The following is a 19,670-nucleotide window of genomic DNA, read 5'->3' as shown; positions in this document are numbered from 1 at the left end:
GGATCCTCGACCAGGTGACGGTGGCGCACGCCCGTGCCGGCCACGCCATGTTGCTCGACTGTGCGACGACGACGTGGGAGCACGTGCCGGTCCCGGACGACGTCGAGGTCGTGGTGCTGGACACGGGAGCACGTCGCCAGCTGGTCGCGTCTGCCTACGACGAGCGCCGCCGGGAGTGCGACCGGGCCGCCTCGGCGCTCGGCGTGGCGACCCTCCGGGAGCTGGGGTCCGGCGACCTCGGTCGACTCGACCGGCTGCCGCCGCGGCTCGCCGCGCGCGTCCGCCACGTCGTGACCGAGAACGCGCGCGTCCGCGTGGTCGCCGCCGCCCTGGCCGCGGGGGATGTCGCGTCGCTCGGGGCGGCGCTGGCGGCCTCGCACGCCTCGCTGCGGGACGACTACGAGGTGACCGGACCGGAACTGGACACGATGGCCGACCTCGCCAACGCCACCGAGGGGGTGCTCGGGGCGCGCATGACCGGGGGTGGCTTCGCCGGCGCCGTGGTCGCCGTCGCCCCCGCCGACGTGGTGGCGTGGGACGAGTTGGTCGCCCGGTACCGCCGGGTCCACGACCTGCCGGGCCGGGCACGGCTGGTCCGTTCCGTCGACGGGACGGGACCGTCCGGCGACATGCCGGTCGACGGGTCGGCGCCCACCCCGGGCCGACGTGGTTGACTGGACGCTCGGGGCGCCCCGCCCGCACGTCTGGGACGAGCCGGACACGCGGGCGGTGAACGCGGTGAGGAGGGGCGATGGGCGGCACGTCGATCGATCCCCTCGTGGCGCGCTGTCGTGACGCCCTGCTCGCGGCCCGTGTCCGCGAGCCGGCACTGCGCGAGTCCGCGAGCATGCCGGACCCGGAGGTGTTCGCCACCGTCGCCCACCGGGAGCTGGGCCATCACGACCGGCCCGGTCGCCACCACCATTCCCGCCGGCACCTGGCGGAGGTGCTCGCGGAGGTCGATCGACTGGTCGCGCTCGACGGCAGCTGGGGCCAGGTGCCGCTGCAGGTCGAGCTCGCCGTACTGTTCCACGACGTCGTGTACGTCCCCGGCCGCGACGACAACGAGCAGCGCAGTGCCCAGCACGCGGACGCCGTCCTGGGCGAGCTCGGCGTGGGGCGGGTCGTCCGCGAGGAGGTCGCCCGGCTGGTCCTGCTGACCGCGACGCACGACCCGGGCCGTGACGATCCGCCCGGCCGGCTGCTCGTGGACGGGGACCTGTGGATCCTGTCGTCGCCTCCGGACCGCTACGACGCCTACGTCCGCGACGTCCGCGCCGAGTACGCCGGCCTGGACGATGCGCAGTGGCGACGGGGCCGCACCGACGTCCTCGACCGGCTCGCGACCCGGCTGGACCGGTCGGGCTTCCTGGTCGGGCCGTCGGAGGATCGCGCCCGTCGCACCGCGGCGGCCCTGGCCAACATCACCCGCGAGCGCCGGGCGTTGCAACCCGACGACGAGTCCTGACTGCCGAAGGGGTCAGCGGCGGCCCCGGCGCGGACGACGCAGGCCGGCTGCCCGCAGGCGTCGGACCAGCTCCCGGGCTGTCACCGGGACGGCACCGGCGTCGACGGCGTCCTCCCAGCGATGCTCCGGCAGGTCGTAGTGGTCGCGGTGGAACGCGCGGCCCGGCAGGCCGAGCTCCGCGGCGAAGGTGTGCAACTCGACCACCGAGGTGTCGCTGACCAGATGTGACCACCGCCTGCCGTGGGCATGCCAGATCGGCCGGTCGACCAAGATCACGCCACGTCCAGCACGTGGGCGACCGCTGCGACCGTCGACACCACCGGGTCCGGCGGTCCGGGCAGGTGCCACCGGTCCGGTCGTCGGGCCAGCAGCACGCCCTGCAGTCCGGCGGCCCGCGCCCCGGCGACGTCCCAGTCGTGCGCGGCCACCAGCGTGACCTCGTCGGCGAACGCGTCCAGTTCGCGACACAGGTGGACGTAGGCGGCCTCGGCGGGTTTGAACCGACCGCCACCGTCCACCGAGACGACGAGGTCGAGGTGCTCGTCGAGGCCGGCATGGCCGAGCTGGGCCGCCAGGGCCTCCGTGGACGAGTTCGAGAAGGCGACCAGTCGGTGTCCGTCGGCACGCAGCGCGACCAGCCCACCGACGACGTCGTCGTGGGGAGGCAGGTGCCGCATGGCGTCCACCACGCGCGTCGCCTGGGCGTCGTCCAGGGTGCGGCCCCGGTNCGGCCGCGACACGTCCCAGGGCGCGGACCGCCACCCGGTCGAAGGGCTCGTGGTGGTCGAGGTGGTCGACGACCAGCGAGGTGTGCAGCAGCCGAGCGAACCACTCGCCGGTCGCGGCGGGATCGCCCACCACGTCGCCGAGGACCGGCCCGAGCGGTGCCAGGCTCAGCAGGGTCTCGTTCACGTCGAAGGCGATCGTGGCCACGTGGGCTCCGGTGCGGATGTCAGGGTCGAGGTGCCTGGGACAGGGTCGCCGTCGCCGGGTCCAGTGTGGCGGGTCGCCCCAGCCACAGCGAGGCCTGGCGCGGTCCGTGTCCGAAGGACAGGCCGACCACGACCGGGAGCGCCACCCGCCGGGCGAAGTCCGCCACGACCGCCATCGTCTGGTCGGCCGGCTCGCAGTCGACGAGGTCGCCGACCGCGATCCCACGACAGCCGTCGAAGAAGCCGGCACGGAGCAGGTGGGTGAGGAAGCGCTCGATCCGGTAGGGGCGCTCGCCGACGTCCTCCAGGACCGCGATCGCCCCATCGGCGCGCTGGTGGCCCGGCGTGCCCACCATCGCCGACAGCAACGCCAGCGTGCCGCCGACCAGTGGTGCCGTGACGGCAGGACCGTCCACGAGCGTCTGCCCCGCCAGCACCAGCGGGTCGCCCCGGCCCGTCAGTGCCGCCAGCAGTCCGGCCCGGGACCACTCGTCCGGCGCGGTGCCGCCAAGCACCGCCGTGCCGGGCATCGGTGACCACAGCGTGGCCCAGCCCAGGCGTCGGGCCAGCGCCTGGTGCAGGCAGGTGAGGTCGGACAGCCCGGCGACGATCGTGGGTGGCGCCGCGGCCAGCTCGTCCCAGGGCATCGCGTCCAGCAGGCGTGGGGTGCCGTCGCCGCCACGTGCCGCGACGACCGCGCGGACGTCCGGGTCGCGCAAGGCGGTGACCAGGTCGTGGCGCCGGCGGTCGTCGTCGCCGGCAAGGAACGGCAGACCGTGGCCGCTGCGCCCACGCAGCGCGGCCGCCTCGACGACGTCGAAGCCACTGGCGCGCAACCAGGCCAGGCCCCGATCCAGGCGGTCGCGTGGCACCGGCCCCGCCGGGGCCAGGACCACCACGCGGTCCCCGGGTCGCAGGGGCTCGGGCATGGTCAGCGACGTCGCGCTGCCACCCACCGGGTCGGAGGTGTTCACCAGTCGCACACGCCGGTCGGGAAGATCGCCTCGAGGCGTGCGACGGCCGCGGCGTCCAGGACGACGTCGCCGTACACGCCGGCCTGGACCGCGTCGGCGACCGGCTGCAGGTCGCACTGGAACACGTCGCCGGTGATGGGTCCGCCGGCCCGGATCCGTGACGTGGAGTACAGCGGGAACGCCTCGGTGCACGGTCCGGCCGGTGCATCGTCGAGGATGCCGGCCCAGGCGTCCTCGCCGGCCGCGAGGAGGGTGCCGGAGGCATCGAAGCACGAGTCGACGGCGGCGGGGGGACGATTGTCGGCCACGGAGCGTCGCGGGTTGGCCACGATCGCGGCCATCCAGTCGTCCATCACCTCCAGGGCGAGCCCGGTCTGGTCGTACTCGTCGCCGTCGTCGTTGCCGTCGGTGAACCAGATCACCTGGTTGCCGGCGTCGCCGTCGTGGTCGAGCAGCCGCTGGCGGGAGGCGAACGACTGGTGCGAGTTGTGCATGTCGAGCTCGCGCTCGAGGTAGTTGCGCCAGTCGATCACGGGGATCTCGAGCTCGCCCCTGAACACCAGGCCCGCCTCGTGGGCGGCCTCGACGGCCCCGGGGTCGGCACTGGCACGGGGTGCCGGCGTGGCGCCCCCGTCGGGCGACAGCGCCATGTTGCGCCACGACCACGGGTCGACCAGGTCCGGCCAGATCTCGCCGAAGCCCAGCCCCGCGAGGTCCGCGGGGTCCGGGCAGGCCGGCTGGATGAACGGGCAGCCCTCCTGCACCATGTCCGGCTCGTTCTTCCACGATCCCGCCCGGGCGTTGACGTCGAGGAACTCGGCGACCGTCAGGTCGCCCGCGACCAGGGACTCCAGGCCGTACTGCACGCCGACGTTGTCCCACGTGCGTCGGGCGAACCCGTCGTCGGCGAGCCCGTAGACGTTGATCGCGTCCCCGAAGTGGGTCCACTCGGTGGCCGCCTGCTGCGCCGGGGTGATGCCGGGGGCGGTCCCGAAGTTCGGGTTCAGCACCAGGGGGGACAGGCCGCGCCAGCCGTTGATGCACTCCGAGCTGCCGGCCGGGAAGCCCGGTGGCATGACGGCCAGGTAGTCGTTGTCGAACCCGTTGATGGCGTTCATGCCCTCCAGCAGGGTGCGGTTCGTCCAGTCGGCCCACTTCGCGGACCCGGACACGACCTGCAGGTCGATCCAGCGCTCGAGCAGCTCGCAGTCACCGACGTGGATCGTCTGGGTGATCATGTCGGGGTAGGAGTACACCGGGATCGCCGCGTCGATCAGGCCCGGGTGGTTCTGCCCGTAGACGTACTGCTGGATCGCGCCCCCGGACGCGCCCAGCCCGACCGTGTAGTCCGGGTCGGCGTAGTGGGTGACGAACCGGTCCTTGACCATGATCGCCGTCTCGCCGCCCACCACCAGGTTGTAGTGCTCGCCGGCCTTGGTGCCGGTCGAGTAGGCGATCGCGTAGCCCCGTGACAGCGCCTGGTCCTCGAGCATCCGGCTGCGTGACGGATCACCCTGGTAGTGGCCGATGCCGACCCCACCCTGGAAGCGGTAGATCAACCGGCCGTTCCACGCCGACAGGTCCGGGGCCGTCTCGGGGTCGTTCGACGCGCCGCCGGGGGACAGCACCGCGATCGAGTAGATGAACCGGTTGATCGTGCCCCGCTCCCACCGCACGACGTAGTCCACCGTCGTGCCGTCGATCGTGGTGGTCGTGGCCATGTCGTCGGGCCGGGGGGCATCCGGGTCGTAGTCGACGAACCTGCCGTCGGTGGTGCGGTACTTGTGGCTGACGACGGTGTCCATCGAGCAGTCGTCGTCGACCGGTCCGGCCAGCTCGGCGTTGCCGTAGTCACCCGGGGTGGAGCACAGGAAGGGCTGCTGCTGGGGCCCGGAGAACATCGGTCCGGTGATCGGGTGGTTGGTCAGCACGGTCTGGGACATCGCCACGCGGCTGTTGTTGGCCCGGACCACGCTCACCGTGTTCGGTCCCAGGTCGAGGCCGTCCACGACCCCCTCCAGCCGGCCCGCGCCGGTCGGCACGAAGGCGTCGGTCTGGTCACGGTCACCGACGAGCACCGCCACCTTGCCGACCTGGCCGGGGGGCAGCTCGATCGCGAGCCGGGCGTCGCCACCCGACACCTGGTCCGGCGGCGACGACAGGACCTCGATCGACCAGCCACCACGGGCCGCGGGGGGCGCGGCGGCGGAACTCGGTGTCGCCAGGGGGAGCGCGAGGGCCAGCAGGGCCAGCAGGACGAGCGGGCGCAGCCACGGTCGGGTGGTCACGTTGGTCGTGCGGTCCATCGCGTCGATCCTTCAATCGGTGGCCCGCCCCGTGGGCCCGTGCCTCGACCCTAGGGGGCGCAGCGCCGCTCCGGCCCGGGATCGCGCCCTGCTCCCGGTCGGCGAGGTGGGCCGGGATAGCATGCAGGGTCCGTCCCGACCGGCCCCGAGCCGCAGGAAATCCACCCCCGTGAACACCTTCGAGATCCGCGAGACCTTCCTCGACTTCTTCGTCGAGCGGGACCACCGGCGCGTGGCGTCGGCTCCCCTGATCCCGCAGGACCCCACCGTCCTGCTCAACATCGCCGGGATGCTCCCGTTCGCCCCGTACTTCGCCGGTGACGCCGAGCCCCCCGCACCGCGGATCGTCAGCTACCAGAAGTGCGTGCGCACCAACGACATCGAGAACGTCGGTCGGACCGCGCGGCACCTGTCGTTCTTCGAGATGCTCGGCAACTTCAGCTTCGGGGACTACTACAAGCGCGACGCGATCCGCTGGGCGTGGGAGCTGTCGGTCGACCACTTCGGGCTGGACCCGGAGCGGATCTGGGCCAGTGCCCACGTCAACGACGACGAGGCCGTCGAGATCATCCTCGAGGAGACCGACATCCCGCGCGAGCGGATCCAGCGCTTCGACAGCGACAACTTCTGGTGGACGGGCCAGGCGGGGTCGGCGGGCTACTGCGGCGAGTTCTTCTACGACAAGGGCCCCGAGTACGGCGAGGACGGCGGCCCCGCGGTCGACGACGAGCGCTTCGTCGAGTACTACAACCTCGTCTTCACCGAGTTCGTCTGTGACGACGACGGCAACATCGTCGGCGAGCTGCCGGCGAAGAACGTCGACACCGGGCTGGGCCTGGCCCGGCTCGCGACGATCCTGCAGGACGTGCCGACGCTGTACGAGACGGACGTGTGGGTCTCGCTGCTCGCGGCCGCCAGCCGGGTGACGGGGGTCGAGCGCGGCGACAGCGACGAGCACGACGTCAGCCTGAAGGTCCTGGCCGAGCACGCGCGTGCGACCGCCTTCCTGATCGCCGACGGGGTGCTGCCCGCCAAGGAGGGTCGGGGCTACGTGCTGCGACGGCTGCTGCGACGCGCGGTGCGCCACAGCCACCTGCTGGGTGTCACCGACGCCGATGCCCGGGTCCTGCCCCCCATGATCGACGCCGTGATCGAGGTCATGCGACCCGGCTATCCCGAGCTGGAGCGCCAGCGCGAGCTGATCATGCGGGTCGCGACGGCCGAGGAGGCAGGCTTCCGGGACCGCCTGGCGGCCGGACTGGCGATGCTCGACGACGAGTTGGCCGACCTCGGGGACGGCGACCCCCTGTCCGGCGACGTCGCCTTCCAGCTGCACGACACCTACGGCTTCCCGATCGACCTCACCGCCGAGATCGCCGCCGACGCCGGGCTCGAGCTCGACCAGGACCGGTTCGACGAGTTGATGACGGCCCAGCAGGAACGCGCGCGGGCCGCGGCCAAGTCCGGGTCCGGGGGAGTGCCGGCCAGCGTCTACCGCGAGGCCGCCGCGGCCACCGGCAGCACCGAGTTCGTGGGCTACGACCACCTCCGGGCCGAGTCGACCGTGGGGGCCCTGGTCACCGTGGCCGGCCTGGTCGACGTGGCCAGCGAGGGTGACGAGCTCGAGGTCGTGCTGCCCCGGACCCCGTTCTACGCCGAGGGTGGTGGCCAGGTCGGCGACGCCGGACTGCTCGTGACGCCCAGTGGCCGCCTGGAGGTGCTCGACACCCAGGAGGCCATCGAGGGCGTGTCGACCCACCGGGTCCGGGTCGTCGCCGGGGAGGTGACCCCCGGCCAGGAGGTCGTCGCCACCGTCGACCCCGACCGCCGGATCGCCACGGCCCGGTCGCACTCGGCCACCCACGTCCTGCACGCCACCATCAAGGAGGTGCTCGGCGAGCACGCCCAGCAGGCGGGTTCGCTGGTCACGCCGGGGCGGCTCCGGTTCGACTTCCCCCACTTCGAGGGCGTGGCCGACGACCAGCTCGCCACCATCGAGGGCACGATCAACGAGCGTGTCCTGCGGGACCCCACGGTCCGGACCGAGATCATGGACCTCGACGACGCCCGTGCGGCCGGCGCCGTGGCCAACTTCGGGGACAAGTACGGCGACGTCGTCCGGGTGGTGACGATCGGTGACTTCTCCAAGGAGTTGTGCGGTGGGACCCACGTGCCCCACGGTGCGGAGATCGGCACGATCGTCATCGCCCGCGAGGAGTCGATCGGCGCCAACACCCGACGGGTGGAGGCGCTGACCGGCATCGACGCCTACCGCTACCTGACCAACGAGCGGTTGGTGGCCGAGGAGGTCGCGCGCACGCTCAACACCCGCTCGGACGAGGCGGTGGCGCGCATCGAGTCGCTCGTCGAGCGGCTCCGGGCCGCCGAGAAGGAGTTGGTGCGCCTGCGCCAGGCCGACCTGGCCGGCCGTGCCGTCGACCTGGCCGACGAGGTCGAGCGTGACGCCGACGGGCTGGGGATCGTGGCCGTGTCCCTGGACGGGCTGGACATGGACGGCCTGCGCCAGGTCGCCGGTGACATCCGCCAGCGGCTCGGTGAGCGGGGCGTCGCCGTGGTGGGCACGGGCAGCGACGACGGCAAGGCCCAGCTGGTCGCGGCCCTGACCGACGACCTGGTCGAGGCCGGCGTCGCGGCCCGGGACGTCCTGCAGCCGGCGGCGAAGCTGGTCGGTGGCGGCGCCGGTGGCAAGGGCGGCATGGCCCAGGCGGGTGGCCGCGACGGCTCCCGGCTGGACGAGGCGCTCCAGCGGGCGGCCGACGAGGCGCGCGAGCTCGCCCGTGGATGACGTCGCCCTTGGCAGCCGCGGGCTGGACACGCTGCCGGCGGCGGGTCGGTTGCTGGGCGTGGACGTGGGCGACGTGCGGGTCGGGCTGGCCGTGACCGACCCGGGCCAGGTCGTGGCCACGCCCCTGGACACGGTCCCCGGATCGACCGATCCCGAGGAGGTCGCCGACGTCGTGCTGGCCGCGATCCACGACGAGCAGCCCGTCGCCGTGGTCGTGGGCTACCCACGTACCATGGCCGGCCGCGAGGGCAGCGCCGCCCAGCAGTGCCGGGTCGTCGCCGAGGAGATCGCGAGTCGCTCCGGCCTGCCGGTCCTGCTGTGGGACGAACGCCTGTCGACCGTCGAGGCCGAGCGGGCGCTGCTGGAGGGCGACGTACGTCGTCGCCGACGACGCGACGTCGTGGACCGGGTCGCCGCCAGCCTGATCCTCCGAGGCGTGCTGGACGCCCGGCGCCTCCGCCGATGAGTGGACGCGTCCCCAACGGGAGAGGAACGTCGTGGCGCTGAGCCGGGGATCCAAGATCTTCGCCGTCGTGCTGGTCGCGATGGTCGCGGCGGCCATCTGGGGGCTCAGCAGTGGGCTCGAGCGCATCGCCGGCGGGGTCCTGCCCGACCCCGTGGAGCCCGGCCTCCCGGTCGACTTCGAGATCGCGCCGGGCCAGTCCGCGACGATCGTCGCGAGCAACCTCGACGACCAGGGCGTGGTGGGCGCCAACGACTTCATCGACGAGGTCAACCGACGCGACATCGCCGAGACGATCGCGCCGGGCAACTACGAGCTCGAGACCGGCATGGACGTGGTGTCGGTCGTGGACGTCATCGAGGCCGGCCCGAGCCTGCTGCGGATCACCGTCGCGGAGGGGCTGCGGATCGACCAGACGCTGACCCGCCTGGCCGAGCAGACCTCCTTCGAGGCCATCGAGTTCGCCGACGTCCTCGACGCCCAGCGCAACGACCCGGAGGGCGGCCCGCTGGTCATGCCGGAGTGGGTGCCGCCCCTGGACGAGCTGCCCGATTCCAACCAGGCCTTCGAGGGCCTGCTGTTCCCGCTGACCTACGACTTCGAGCTGGACGCCGAGCCGACCGAGATCCTCCAGCGGCTCATCGACCAGACCGGCCAGACGATGGACGCCGTGCCCCCCGAGCAGGTGACGGCCGCCGCCGAGGACGACGTGGACCGCTACGACGCCCTGATCATCGCCTCGATGATCGAGCGCGAGGCCCAGGTCAGCGAGGACCGGCCGCTGATCGCCTCGGTGATCCGCAACCGGCTCGACATCCCGATGCGTCTGCAGATCGACGCCACCAACGAGTACGCCCGTGCGATGGAGGGCGAGGCCGAGGGCTCCGCCTGGAACACCTACGAGATCGACGCACTGCCGCCGACCCCGATCGCGGGAGCCCGCGCCCAGGCCATCCAGGTGGCGTTCAACCCGGCCGAGACCGACTTCACGTTCTACGTGCTGGACGACGCCTGCGACGGCACCCACGTGTTCGCCGAGTCGGCCGAGGAGCACGAGGAGAACGTCGCGGCCTACCGGGAGGCCGGCGAGTGCGCCGACGCGTGATCACGTCGTCGACCGGGCTGTTGGCCGTCATCGGCCACCCCGTGGCCCACTCGGTGTCCCCGGCCATGCACAACGCCGCGATCGCGGCCGCCGGGCTCGACCTGGTCTACGTCGCGCTGGACGTGGTGCCGGCGTCACTGCCGGGCGCGCTGGACGGGCTGGTGTCCCTGGGCCTGCGGGGGGCGAACGTCACGGTGCCCCACAAGCAGGCCGTCATGTCGGCGTGCGTGGACCTGACCGCGACCGCGCGGGCCGTCGGCGCGGTGAACACCCTGACGGTGACCGACGCCGGGCTGGTCGGCGACAACACCGACGTCGCGGGCTTCCTCGCCGGCCTCGGGGACCTGGTCGTCGACCGCGCAGTGGTGCTCGGTTCCGGTGGGGCCGCCCGCGCCGTGGTGGCCGCGCTGGTCGGGCGCGGGACCACCGTCACGGTCGTGGCACGCGACCCCGGGCGCGGTCACGAGCTGGTCGCGGCCGTCGGGGCGTCGTCGTCGACCGTGGCGGTGACCGCCGTGGACCGCACGGAGCACGTCGCGGCCGCCGTGGCCGGGTCGGACCTGGTCGTCAACGCCACCCCGCTGGGCTGGCACGGTGAGCGACTGCCCGCACCCCTGCACGAGCTGCATCCGGGCCAACTCGCCTACGACTGCAACTACGCGTCCCCGCCGTCGCCGTTCCTGACCGATGCGCGGCGGGCCGGTGCCGCCACGGTCGACGGACTCGAGATGGTGGTCGGGCAGGCCGCAGCGGCCCTGCAGGGCTGGACCGGGACGGCGCCCGACGTGGATGCCATGCGTTCCGCTGCCCGCGACGAGCTGGCGGCACGCGCCGACGGTGGTGGGGAGGGGTCGTGACGGACTGGTGGAGTCCGTGGGGGCAGGTCCTGGCCGCGATCCTCGTGTTGGCGTCGATCCATCCCGCCACCACCGCGGTCGTGCGTTGGGGTGACGGGCGGGCCGTCCGCCGGCCCTGGCGGCCCCGGTGCCTCACCGACGACCACGACCTGGCGTGGGGCGACGTCGTCCCGGTGGTGTCGTGGATCCGGCTGGGCAGGACCTGTCGCACCTGTGGCGTGGCGATCCCGTGGGCCCTGCCGGTCGTGGAGCTCGCGGTCGTGGTGGTCGTGGGTGGTGTCGTGGTCGTCCACCCGGGACCGGTCCTGGTCCTGCTGGCCCCGGTGGCGTGGTCGGTCGTGGTCGCGACCCCCATCGACCTGGCCCACATGATCATCCCCAATCGCCTGACCCTGCCGCTGGCTGGCTGGAGCCTCGCGGCGGTCACTGGCCTCGCGCTGACGGTCGGCACGTGGGTCGACTGGCGCCGGGCCGTGCTGGTCGGGCTGGCCGTGCCGGCGGTGATGCTGGCGATGTCGCTGCTGTTCGAGCTGGTCCGGGGCGAGCCGGGCATGGGCATGGGCGACGTCAAGTGGGCGCCGTCACTGGGGATGGCGGTCGGGTGGCTGGGCGCCGACGTCGCGCTGGTGTTCGTCTACACCACGGTGGTGGCCGCGGGCGTGGTCGCGATCGTGCTGCTGGCCACGGGGCGGGCCGCCAGCGCCCGTGTCCCGTACGGGCCGTACCTGGCGGTCGGGGCCGTGACGGCGCTCCTCGTGGGTGGCGACCTGCCGGGGCTGGGGGGGCTGGCCCTCGCCTGACGGTCACCGTCGGGGCGCGTGGCGGATCGGCCTCGCGCGGACACGCCGTAGGCTCGTCCTCCGCCCGGTCCGCACGACGCGGTCCGGTGCCCCGACCAGCGAGACCCCGCCCCGGAGCCGACCGTGACGCGACTGCGCTACCTGACCGCCGGCGAGTCCCACGGACCCGCCCTGGTGGCCACCGTGGAGGGGCTGCCGGCCGGACTGGAGCTCGAGCGCCAGCAGTTCGACCACGAGCTGTTCCGACGTCGGCTCGGGCACGGTCGCAGTCCGCGGATGGACTTCGAGGTCGACCGCCTGGAGTTCCTCGGCGGGCTCCGCCACGGTCGCACGCTGGGGACGCCGCTGGCCGTGGTGATCCACAACACCGAGTGGCCCAAGTGGGTCGACGCCATGGACCCGCTGGCCCGGGACGACCTCGACGAGGTCCGCGACACCGGCCGTGGGCGACGACTGACCCGGCCTCGACCCGGCCACGCCGACCTGGTCGGTGCGCTCAAGTACGGCTACGACGACGTCCGCGACGCGCTCGAACGAGCCTCGGCCCGCGAGACTGCGGCACGAACCGTGGTGGGCACCGCCTGCAAGGCGCTGCTGGCCGAGGTCGGGGTGACGGTGGTCAGCCACGTGACGAACATCGGCGGGGTGACCCTGCCCGACGACGCCCCGCGCCCGGGACCCGACGACCTCGCCGCGGTCGACGCCAGCCCCGTGCGGACCCTCCACGGGCCGACGGCCGAGGCGATGGTGGCCCGCATCGACGCGGCCCACGCCGACAACGACACGCTCGGCGGGGTGATGGAGGTGATCGCCCACGGCCTGCCGCCCGGGCTCGGCAGCCACGTCCACCGTGACCGGACGATCGACGCCCGCCTGGCCGCGGCGGCCGTCGGGGTGCAGGCGATGAAGGGCGTCGAGTTCGGCCTGGGCTTCGCGGTCGCGGACACGCCCGGGTCGGCCGCCCACGACGAGATCGGGCACGACGGCGCCCGGTTCACCCGCGCCACGAACCGGTCGGGCGGGATCGAGGCCGGCATGACGACCGGCGAGCCGCTGGTGATGCGGGTGGCGATGAAGCCGCTGTCGTCCCTGCCCCGTCCCCTGGCCACCGCCGAGCTCGACACCCACGAGGACGCGGTCGCGATCACGCAGCGGTCCGATGCCTGTGCCGTCCCCCGGGCCGGCGTGGTCCTCGAGCACGTCGTGGCGTTCGAGCTCGCGGCGGCACTGCTGGAGAAGACGGGGGGCGACACCGTCGACGAGGTCGTGCGCAACCTGGCCGCGTACCGCGACGCGATCGCGGACCGATGACGGGCTCGGCCAGCCCGGCACGGCCGGGGCGTCGTCCATGAGCTCCACGATCTCGCTGTCGGGGATGATGGGCGCGGGCAAGTCGACCGTCGGACGCGCGCTCGCGGCCCGGCTCGGCCGACGACTCGTCGACACCGACGAGGAGATCGCCCGCTGGGTCGGACGCAGCATCCCCGAGATCTTCGCCCAGGAGGGCGAGGGTGCCTTCCGCCACTACGAGGCGGTGGTGGTGCGCGAGCTCGCCGCCGTGCCCGACCTGGTGCTGGCGCTGGGCGGTGGCACGGTGCTGGCCGACGGCCCGGTGGCCGACCTGACCCTCACCGGGGTCCTCGTGCACCTGGACGTGCCCGTGGACACGCTGGTGGCCCGGGTCGGGACGGGTGACGGCCGCCCGCTGCTCGGTGACGATGCGGCCACCCGGGTGGCCGAGGTGAAGGCCGCCCGCGACGACCGCTACCTGGCCGTGGCCGACGTCGTGATCGACGCCGACCAGCCCGTGGACGAGGTCGTGGATGCAGTCCTGGGTTGGTTGCGCCACCATCGTGACGTGCTGACACCCTCCGAGCTCGAGGCGATCCTGCCGTGAAGATTCCCGTCGAGGTTCCCGACCATCCCTACGACGTCCACGTGGGGCCCGGCATCCGTGGCCGGGTGGGCCCGCTGGCCGCCGACCACACGCGCGCGTTGCGTGCGCTGGTCGTCACCCAGGACCCGGTCGCGGCCCACTGGCTCGACGACGTCCAGACCTCGCTGGAGGAGGCAGGGCTGGAGGTCACCGTGGTGACCGTCCCCGACGGCGAGACCGCCAAGACGTCCGAGACGCTGGTGGACCTGTGGTCGCGGTGCGCAGCGGCCGGCCTGCAGCGACGCGACGTGGTCGTCGCGCTCGGTGGCGGCGTCGTGTGCGACCTCGCGGGCTTCCTCGCCGCCACCTACAACCGCGGGATCGACGTCGTGCAGGTCCCGACCACCCTGCTGGCCCAGGTCGACGCCGCGATCGGTGGCAAGGCCGGGATCGACCTGCCGGTCGGCAAGAACCTGGTCGGGGCCATCCACCAGCCGGCCGCCGTGGTCGCCGACACCGACCTGCTGGAGACCCTGCCCCGCCGGGTCCTGCGCGAGGGGTTCGGCGAGGTCGTCAAGCATGCGTTGATCGCGGCCCCCGACCTGTTCGACGACCTCACGACCGCCGGGGCAGCCGTGCTCGACGACCGCGACGGCCGGGCGGACCTGGTCCGGCGCAACGTCGAGGTGAAGGCGGCGGTCGTGGCGGCCGACGTCGACGAGCAGGGTGTGCGAGCCCATCTCAACCTCGGACACACCTACGCCCACGCCCTGGAGTCCCTGACCGGCTACGACACCTGGTGGCACGGCGAGGCCGTCGCCGCGGGCATCCTGGTCGCGCTGGCACTGGGTGAGCAGATGAAGCTGCACGGTCGTGCCATCCGGCGTCGCACGACCGAGCTGTTCGGCGCGCTCGGACTGCCCACGGGCGTGCCAGTGCTGGACCGCGACGCCGTCGCCGACCTGATGGCCCGGGACAAGAAGGCCGACCGGGTGGTCCGCTACGTGGTGCTCGACGCCATCGGGAGCCCGACGGTGGTCTGTCCCACCCGGGCCGAGATCGATGCCGCCATCGACGTCGTCGAGGACGCGGCCGTGCGGCCACCCGGCGACGACGCGACGGGCGAGGTGGCCGACGAGGCCCCCGACGAGTCCACGGACGCCGCCACGGCGGCCCACGACGGACGGGTGCGCGGATGAGCCTGCGGATCCTGCTGCTCCACGGTCCGAACCTGTCCCAGCTGGGTGCCCGCGACCCGGCGGTGTACGGCACGGCCACGCTCGACGACGTGGTCACGGTGGCCCGACGGGCCGGCGAGCCGGCCGACGTCGAGATCGACGCGGTCGTGTCCGAGTACGAGGGTGACCTGGTCAGTCGCGTGCACGCGGCCCGCGACGACGGCACCGACGCGGTGGTCGTCAACGCCGGCGCGCTGACCCACACCAGCCATGCGCTGGCGGACGCCCTGGCGATCCTGGACCTGCCGAAGGTCGAGGTCCACCTGTCCAACGTCCACGGCCGGGAGCGCTTCCGCCACACCTCGGTGATCGCCCCCGTGGTCGACGGCACGATCGCCGGCTTCGGCGTGAACGGCTACGCCCTGGCCGTCGGTGCCGTCGTGGGACTGTTGCGTGCACGCGCCGCCGCCGGGGAGGGTTCGTGACGGCGGGCGGTGGCGACCTGCCCACCCCGGACCTGGTGGCGCGCCGTGCCCGGCTGGCGGAGACCCTGGCGACGGAGGGCCTCGCCGGGCTGTGGGTGACTGGCGCGGCGGACCTTGCCTGGCTGACCGGGTTCACCGGGTCCAACGGGGCGGTGTTCGTCCGGGCCGACGGGCGCCACCTCCTCGCCACCGATGCCCGCTACGCCGGCCGGGTCGACGACACCGACGACCTCGAGGTCCGGATCGACCGCGACCTGTTCGCCCCCGTGGCGACCGCCGTGTCCGACGGGCTCGGTCCGGTCGCCTTCGACCCGACCGCGGTGAGCCACGCGCGGGCGCGGACCTGGTCGGAGCGCACGGGCGACGCGCTGGTGGCCCGGACCGGGCTGGTCGGCGGGCTGCGCCTGGTCAAGGACGACGCGGAGGTGGGACGCCTCGCGCGGGCCTGTGACCTGACCGTCGCGGCCTGGCGAGTCGAGGTCGTCGCGGCCGGGACCGACCTGGTCGGGGTCACCGAGCGGGAGCTGGCCACCCGGATCGAGCGCACGATGGTCGACCTGGGCGCCGACGGCGTGGCCTTCCCGAGCATCGTCGCCGCGGGCACCAACGGCGCGGTGCCACACCACGAACCGACCGACCGGCCGATCCGTGCGGGGGAGCTGGTCACCACCGACATCGGTGCGCGCGTCGACGGCTACCACGCCGACTTCACGCGGACCGTGGCGGTCGGCGAGGTGGACGACGACCTGCTGGCCGTGCACGCCCTGGTCGAGCGGGCCCAGGCCGCCGGCGTCGCGGCCGTGCGGGTCGGCGAGCCCGTCGTCGAGCTCGACACGGTCGCGCGACGGGTGATCACCGAGGGTGGACACGGCGACGCGTTCGTCCACGGGGTGGGCCACGGGGTCGGCCTCGAGGTCCACGAGGACCCGATCATCGCGTTGGCGACCACTGATAGGCTGTCCGCCGGCATGGTGCTGACGATCGAACCCGGCATCTACCTCCCGGGGCACGGCGGGGTCCGGATCGAGGACACCCTGGTGGTGACCGACGACGGACCACGGGTCCTGACCGACGCACCGACCGGGGCGCACCCGTCCGCCTGACCAGACCCGCCTGACCAGACCCGCCTGACCAGACCATGGCCTCGTCACCGCCCCTCCGGCCAACCCGATCCGCCCTGCGTTCCGCGCTGCCGGCTGCACGCCGACCGCCTCGACGCACGCGACACAGGAACCCCGATGGTCTCCACGAACCAACTCAAGAACGGCATGACGCTGCTGCTGGACGGCAAGCTGTGGACCGTCGTCACCAACGAGCACCACAAGCCCGGCAAGGGCCAGGCGGTCGTGCGCACGAAGCTCAAGAACCTCGAGACCGGCAAGGTGCTGGAGCGCACCTTCCGCGCGGGCGAGGACGTCGAGCAGGCCTACGTCGAGCGCAAGGCACTGCAGTTCCTGTACCGCGACGGCGAGGCCTACGTCCTGATGGACACCGACACCTACGAGCAGCGCCACGTCCAGCCCGACGTCATCGGTGACCAGGCCAACTGGGTCCGCGAGGGCGACGAGCTGCAGGTCGAGGAGTACGACGGGCGACTGGTCGGCGTCGAGGTCCCGGCCTCGGTGGTCCTGGAGGTCACCCACACCGAACCCGGCCTCGCCGGGGACACCGCGACGTCGACCTTCAAGCCGGCCGAGCTCGAGACCGGCGTCGAGGTGCAGGTGCCGCTGTTCATCGACGTCGGCGAGAAGATCAAGGTCGACACCCGTTCCGGCGAGTACATCTCGCGTGCCTGACGACCCCGCCCCCGATCCCGTCACGTCCGGCCCGCGTCCCGGCACCACCGATCCGCGCCGATCCCGGATGCGTGCCCTCAAGGTGCTGTTCCAGGCCGACCTGCGCGATCGTGACCCGTCGGCGACCATCGCCGAGATCGCGGTGGATCCGGCCGCGGTCGCGTTGCTGGACGACCTCGACGACGAGCAGGCGGTCGACGGGGCGCCCATGGACGACTACGCCCGAGTGCTGGTCGACGGCGTGGCCCGGCACCGCCATGCGCTGGACGGCATGATCGGGCGCTACTCCCACCGCTGGGAGGTCGCGCGCATGCCGGTGATCGACCGCAACATCCTGCGCATGGCGACGTGGGAGCTGCTGGCCGAGGACGTGTCGGCCGCCGTCGTCATCGACGAGGCACTCGAACTGGCCAAGGAACTGTCGACCGACGCCTCCCACCGGTTCGTCAACGGCATCCTGGAGGCCATCCGACGCCACGCCGACCAGTTGCGTGTCGAGCTCGACGCGCCGGCGGAGCCCGAGCCGGACGTGACCGACGAGGCCGAGTCGGACCTGGCGGCCGATCGCGAGCCGGATGTGGCGGACGATGCCGACACCGACGCCGTGGAGGCCTCGGCGATCACGGAGTCACGCGACCCGGTCCGGTAGTCGGTGACGCGTCCGGGTGACCCGGACGCGTCACCGGACGGTCAGCCGCAGCTGGTCTCGTCGAGCCCGTCGAGGCTCGCCAACAGGGTGCCGAGCTCGCCGACGTGGTCCAGCCCGAAGATCCTGGTCACGTTGCCGAGGCCGGAGCGTGGCGTGGCCTGGGCCGCCGAGTGCTGCCCGAGGTCACCGAGCTGGGCGCGCTGGGCCGAGACCACCCCCCAGCAGTTCTTGTCCGGCGTGTCCGCTGCGGCGGCCGTGGCCGAGCCGACCAGCACCGTGGCGGCGAGCAGGACGCTCATCCCGAGTCGCTTCATGTCATTTCCTTCCCCCGGGTCCCCCCGAGACGTGGTCCACGTCCGGCGACCCAACGACGACGTGCCGGCGTCCGAAACTGCTCGGAATCCCGGTCCGCCTCCTCGGTCGATGCCCGGAGTGGGCGATCCGTCGTCGCACTCGACGCCGGTGGTGGCAGTCCGTCACCCGCCGCACGGGGGATTGGTCGGGGCCCGGGGCAGGGGTGGACCGCACGGCACAGGCCCCTCGCGTGCGGTCAGTGCTCACGCAGCGGCCCGGTGGACAGGGGCGCCCGCCGGGCTGGCCGGCGCCACGGGATCGGCCGTTGTGGCCGCCGTCGAGGCCACGATGAGCCGTTGCTCGGTGGCCACTGGACGTTCCGGCAGGTGTCCGATCGGCACCCCGGGGACCGGCGACGCGACCCATACGGTCGCCGACCCGCGACCGGCCGAGTGCGTTGCCCGCAGGGGTGCGTGCGGTGCTGGTCGTGACGGTTTCCCCGATCGAAAGCAGTGCATGACTGTCCGACCATCCACGCGTTCATGGACCCGGCGAGGTGTCGCCGTGGCGGCTGCCACCGTGTCCGCCGTCGCCCTCGGCGGCTTGTCGACCGCGGCCAGCGCCGACTCCAACTGGGACCGTCTCGCCGAGTGCGAGTCCGGCCAGACCTGGGACATCGACACCGGCAACGGCTACTACGGCGGTCTCCAGTTCGCCAAGTCCTCGTGGGACGCTGCCGGCGGCGAGCAGTACGCCGAGTACCCGCACCAGGCCTCCCGCAGTGAGCAGATCGCCGCAGCCGAGACCCTGCTGGACATGCAGGGGGCCGGTGCATGGCCTGCCTGCACCGCCAAGCTCGGCCTGAGCACCGCCGACCTGTCCGGCTCCGCCGAGGCAGCGCCATCGGCCGACCAGTCCGACGACTCCGACGACCAGTCCGACGAGTCGAGCAACGAGCAGTCCAGCGACTCCGACGACGATGCAGACGACTCGTCCTCCGACGACACCGTCGCGGTCGAGACCGACGGGACCTACACCGTCGAGCGTGGTGACACGCTGGCATCGATCGCCGCCCGGCTGGGCGTCGACGGTGGCTGGCGCACCCTCTACGAGGCCAACGCGGACGCCATCGGCACGCCGGGCCTGATCTTCACGGGCCAGGAGCTGGCGCTGCCGGCGTCGGCCAACGACCGGGCGGCCGAGGAGGCCGACCTGGGCGAGTCGTCGGGCACGTATCGCGTGCAGGCCGGTGACAGCCTCGCCGAGATCGCCCGCGAGTACTCGCTGGCGGGTGGCTGGCCGTCGCTGTACGACGCCAACGACGACGCGATCGCCAACCCGAACCTCATCGTCACGGGCCAGGTCCTCGACCTGCCGTGACCCGTCTCCCGGGCGCGCACGACCGGCGTCCGTGGACCGTCGATGGCCACGTCCCTCCACGGGCGTGGCCATCGGTCGTTCGGTCCACGGTGACCAGCGGCGTGGTCGGTCCGTCAAGACGTCCCCGGGTGGGCAGCGCCCGAGGGCGCTCGCTATCGTGACCGGCGTTGCCCAGCGTCCTTTAACCGCGGTCCCGTGAGGCCGGGAAGGAGACGGCTCGTGCCGTCGCGTGTGCCACCACCAGTTCGTCCACTGCTCGCCGATCCCGTTCCCGGGGTCGGCATCGTCGTGTCGGGGGGTC

At 73.1% G+C, this 19,670-nt stretch carries 19 protein-coding genes and 1 pseudogene; 15 read left to right on the top strand and 5 right to left on the bottom strand.

The window, feature by feature from the left end; all coding sequences use genetic code 11:
- Both KR546_RS16440 and KR546_RS16435 read left to right on the top strand, forming a co-directional pair.
- A pseudogene (locus KR546_RS16440) lies at window positions 1–674 on the top strand (galactokinase); the annotation flags it as partial.
- Window positions 675–751: 77 nt separating this feature from the next.
- Entirely contained in the window at window positions 752–1,468 is a 717-nt protein-coding gene (locus KR546_RS16435; protein WP_238445805.1) for an HD domain-containing protein, read from the top strand.
- 12 nt (window positions 1,469–1,480) lie between these two features.
- Here KR546_RS16435 and KR546_RS16430 read toward each other — a convergent pair whose 3' ends face one another.
- The 4 genes from KR546_RS16430 to KR546_RS16415 form a co-directional block, all read right to left on the bottom strand.
- A complete protein-coding gene (locus KR546_RS16430; RefSeq protein ID WP_238445804.1) occupies window positions 1,481–1,744 on the bottom strand; it encodes a DUF4031 domain-containing protein in 264 nt (87 codons plus the stop codon).
- Window positions 1,741–2,208 carry an HAD-IA family hydrolase gene (locus KR546_RS16425; protein WP_338019183.1) on the bottom strand — a complete coding sequence of 156 codons (468 nt, stop codon included), beginning with the start codon at window positions 2,206–2,208 and terminating at the stop codon, window positions 1,741–1,743. The genes KR546_RS16430 and KR546_RS16425 overlap by 4 nt, the downstream gene beginning before the upstream one ends.
- 212 nt (window positions 2,209–2,420) lie before the next feature.
- Entirely contained in the window at window positions 2,421–3,374 is a 954-nt protein-coding gene (locus KR546_RS16420) for a S66 peptidase family protein (RefSeq protein WP_238445802.1), read from the bottom strand.
- The gene (locus tag KR546_RS16415) at window positions 3,371–5,680 is read right to left on the bottom strand and encodes a DUF6351 family protein (RefSeq protein ID WP_238445801.1); all 2,310 of its coding nucleotides are present in this window, start codon (window positions 5,678–5,680) and stop codon (window positions 3,371–3,373) included. Before KR546_RS16415 ends, KR546_RS16420 begins: the two co-directional genes overlap by 4 nt.
- A 169-nt stretch (window positions 5,681–5,849) precedes the next feature.
- Between KR546_RS16415 and alaS the strand changes: the two genes are divergently transcribed.
- The 12 genes from alaS (at window position 5,850) to nusB (ending at window position 17,695) form a co-directional block, all read left to right on the top strand.
- Window positions 5,850–8,486, top strand: coding sequence for an alanine--tRNA ligase (gene alaS / locus KR546_RS16410; RefSeq protein WP_238445800.1), 2,637 nt, complete (start codon window positions 5,850–5,852; stop codon window positions 8,484–8,486).
- Window positions 8,479–8,952 carry a Holliday junction resolvase RuvX gene (gene ruvX / locus KR546_RS16405; protein WP_238445799.1) on the top strand — a complete coding sequence of 158 codons (474 nt, stop codon included), beginning with the start codon at window positions 8,479–8,481 and terminating at the stop codon, window positions 8,950–8,952. The genes alaS and ruvX overlap by 8 nt, the downstream gene beginning before the upstream one ends.
- Window positions 8,953–8,983: 31 nt before the next feature.
- Window positions 8,984–10,054, top strand: coding sequence for an endolytic transglycosylase MltG (mltG, locus tag KR546_RS16400; RefSeq protein WP_238445798.1), 1,071 nt, complete (start codon window positions 8,984–8,986; stop codon window positions 10,052–10,054).
- Window positions 10,039–10,911, top strand: coding sequence for a shikimate dehydrogenase (locus tag KR546_RS16395; RefSeq protein ID WP_238445797.1), 873 nt, complete (start codon window positions 10,039–10,041; stop codon window positions 10,909–10,911). The genes mltG and KR546_RS16395 overlap by 16 nt, the downstream gene beginning before the upstream one ends.
- Window positions 10,908–11,711, top strand: a complete 804-nt coding sequence (locus KR546_RS16390; protein WP_238445796.1) for a prepilin peptidase — start codon at window positions 10,908–10,910, stop codon at window positions 11,709–11,711. Before KR546_RS16395 ends, KR546_RS16390 begins: the two co-directional genes overlap by 4 nt.
- 132 nt (window positions 11,712–11,843) lie before the next feature.
- Window positions 11,844–13,022, top strand: a complete 1,179-nt coding sequence (gene aroC / locus KR546_RS16385) for a chorismate synthase (protein ID WP_238445808.1) — start codon at window positions 11,844–11,846, stop codon at window positions 13,020–13,022.
- A 37-nt stretch (window positions 13,023–13,059) separates the two neighbouring features.
- A complete protein-coding gene (locus KR546_RS16380; RefSeq protein WP_238445795.1) occupies window positions 13,060–13,608 on the top strand; it encodes a shikimate kinase in 549 nt (182 codons plus the stop codon).
- Window positions 13,605–14,786: a 3-dehydroquinate synthase gene (aroB, locus tag KR546_RS16375; protein WP_238445794.1), complete on the top strand. Its 1,182-nt coding sequence runs from the start codon at window positions 13,605–13,607 to the stop codon at window positions 14,784–14,786. The genes KR546_RS16380 and aroB overlap by 4 nt, the downstream gene beginning before the upstream one ends.
- Window positions 14,783–15,250 carry a type II 3-dehydroquinate dehydratase gene (gene aroQ, locus KR546_RS16370; RefSeq protein ID WP_238445793.1) on the top strand — a complete coding sequence of 156 codons (468 nt, stop codon included), beginning with the start codon at window positions 14,783–14,785 and terminating at the stop codon, window positions 15,248–15,250. The genes aroB and aroQ overlap by 4 nt, the downstream gene beginning before the upstream one ends.
- Window positions 15,247–16,353, top strand: coding sequence for a M24 family metallopeptidase (locus KR546_RS16365; protein WP_238445792.1), 1,107 nt, complete (start codon window positions 15,247–15,249; stop codon window positions 16,351–16,353). The genes aroQ and KR546_RS16365 overlap by 4 nt, the downstream gene beginning before the upstream one ends.
- Before the next feature lie 135 nt (window positions 16,354–16,488).
- Complete coding sequence (gene efp / locus KR546_RS16360; protein ID WP_238445791.1) at window positions 16,489–17,046, top strand: elongation factor P; 558 nt, start codon at window positions 16,489–16,491, stop codon at window positions 17,044–17,046.
- 67 nt (window positions 17,047–17,113) lie between these two features.
- On the top strand, window positions 17,114–17,695 hold the full coding sequence (gene nusB / locus KR546_RS16355; RefSeq protein ID WP_238445790.1) for a transcription antitermination factor NusB: 582 nt from the start codon (window positions 17,114–17,116) through the stop codon (window positions 17,693–17,695).
- Between the two features lie 41 nt (window positions 17,696–17,736).
- Here the strand turns inward: nusB and KR546_RS16350 are convergent, their stop codons facing one another.
- Window positions 17,737–18,009, bottom strand: coding sequence for a hypothetical protein (locus KR546_RS16350; protein ID WP_238445789.1), 273 nt, complete (start codon window positions 18,007–18,009; stop codon window positions 17,737–17,739).
- Between the two features lie 544 nt (window positions 18,010–18,553).
- On the opposite strand from KR546_RS16350, the gene KR546_RS16345 reads away from it, so the two are divergent.
- Complete coding sequence (locus KR546_RS16345; RefSeq protein ID WP_238445788.1) at window positions 18,554–19,369, top strand: transglycosylase family protein; 816 nt, start codon at window positions 18,554–18,556, stop codon at window positions 19,367–19,369.
- Window positions 19,370–19,670 lie beyond the last annotated feature (301 nt).

This window comes from Salsipaludibacter albus (assembly GCF_019798055.1).
Classification (GTDB): Bacteria; Actinomycetota; Nitriliruptoria; order Nitriliruptorales; family Nitriliruptoraceae; genus Salsipaludibacter; species Salsipaludibacter albus.
Note: the sequence above shows the minus strand (reverse complement) of the source record. Positions and strands in the feature narration are given on the sequence as shown.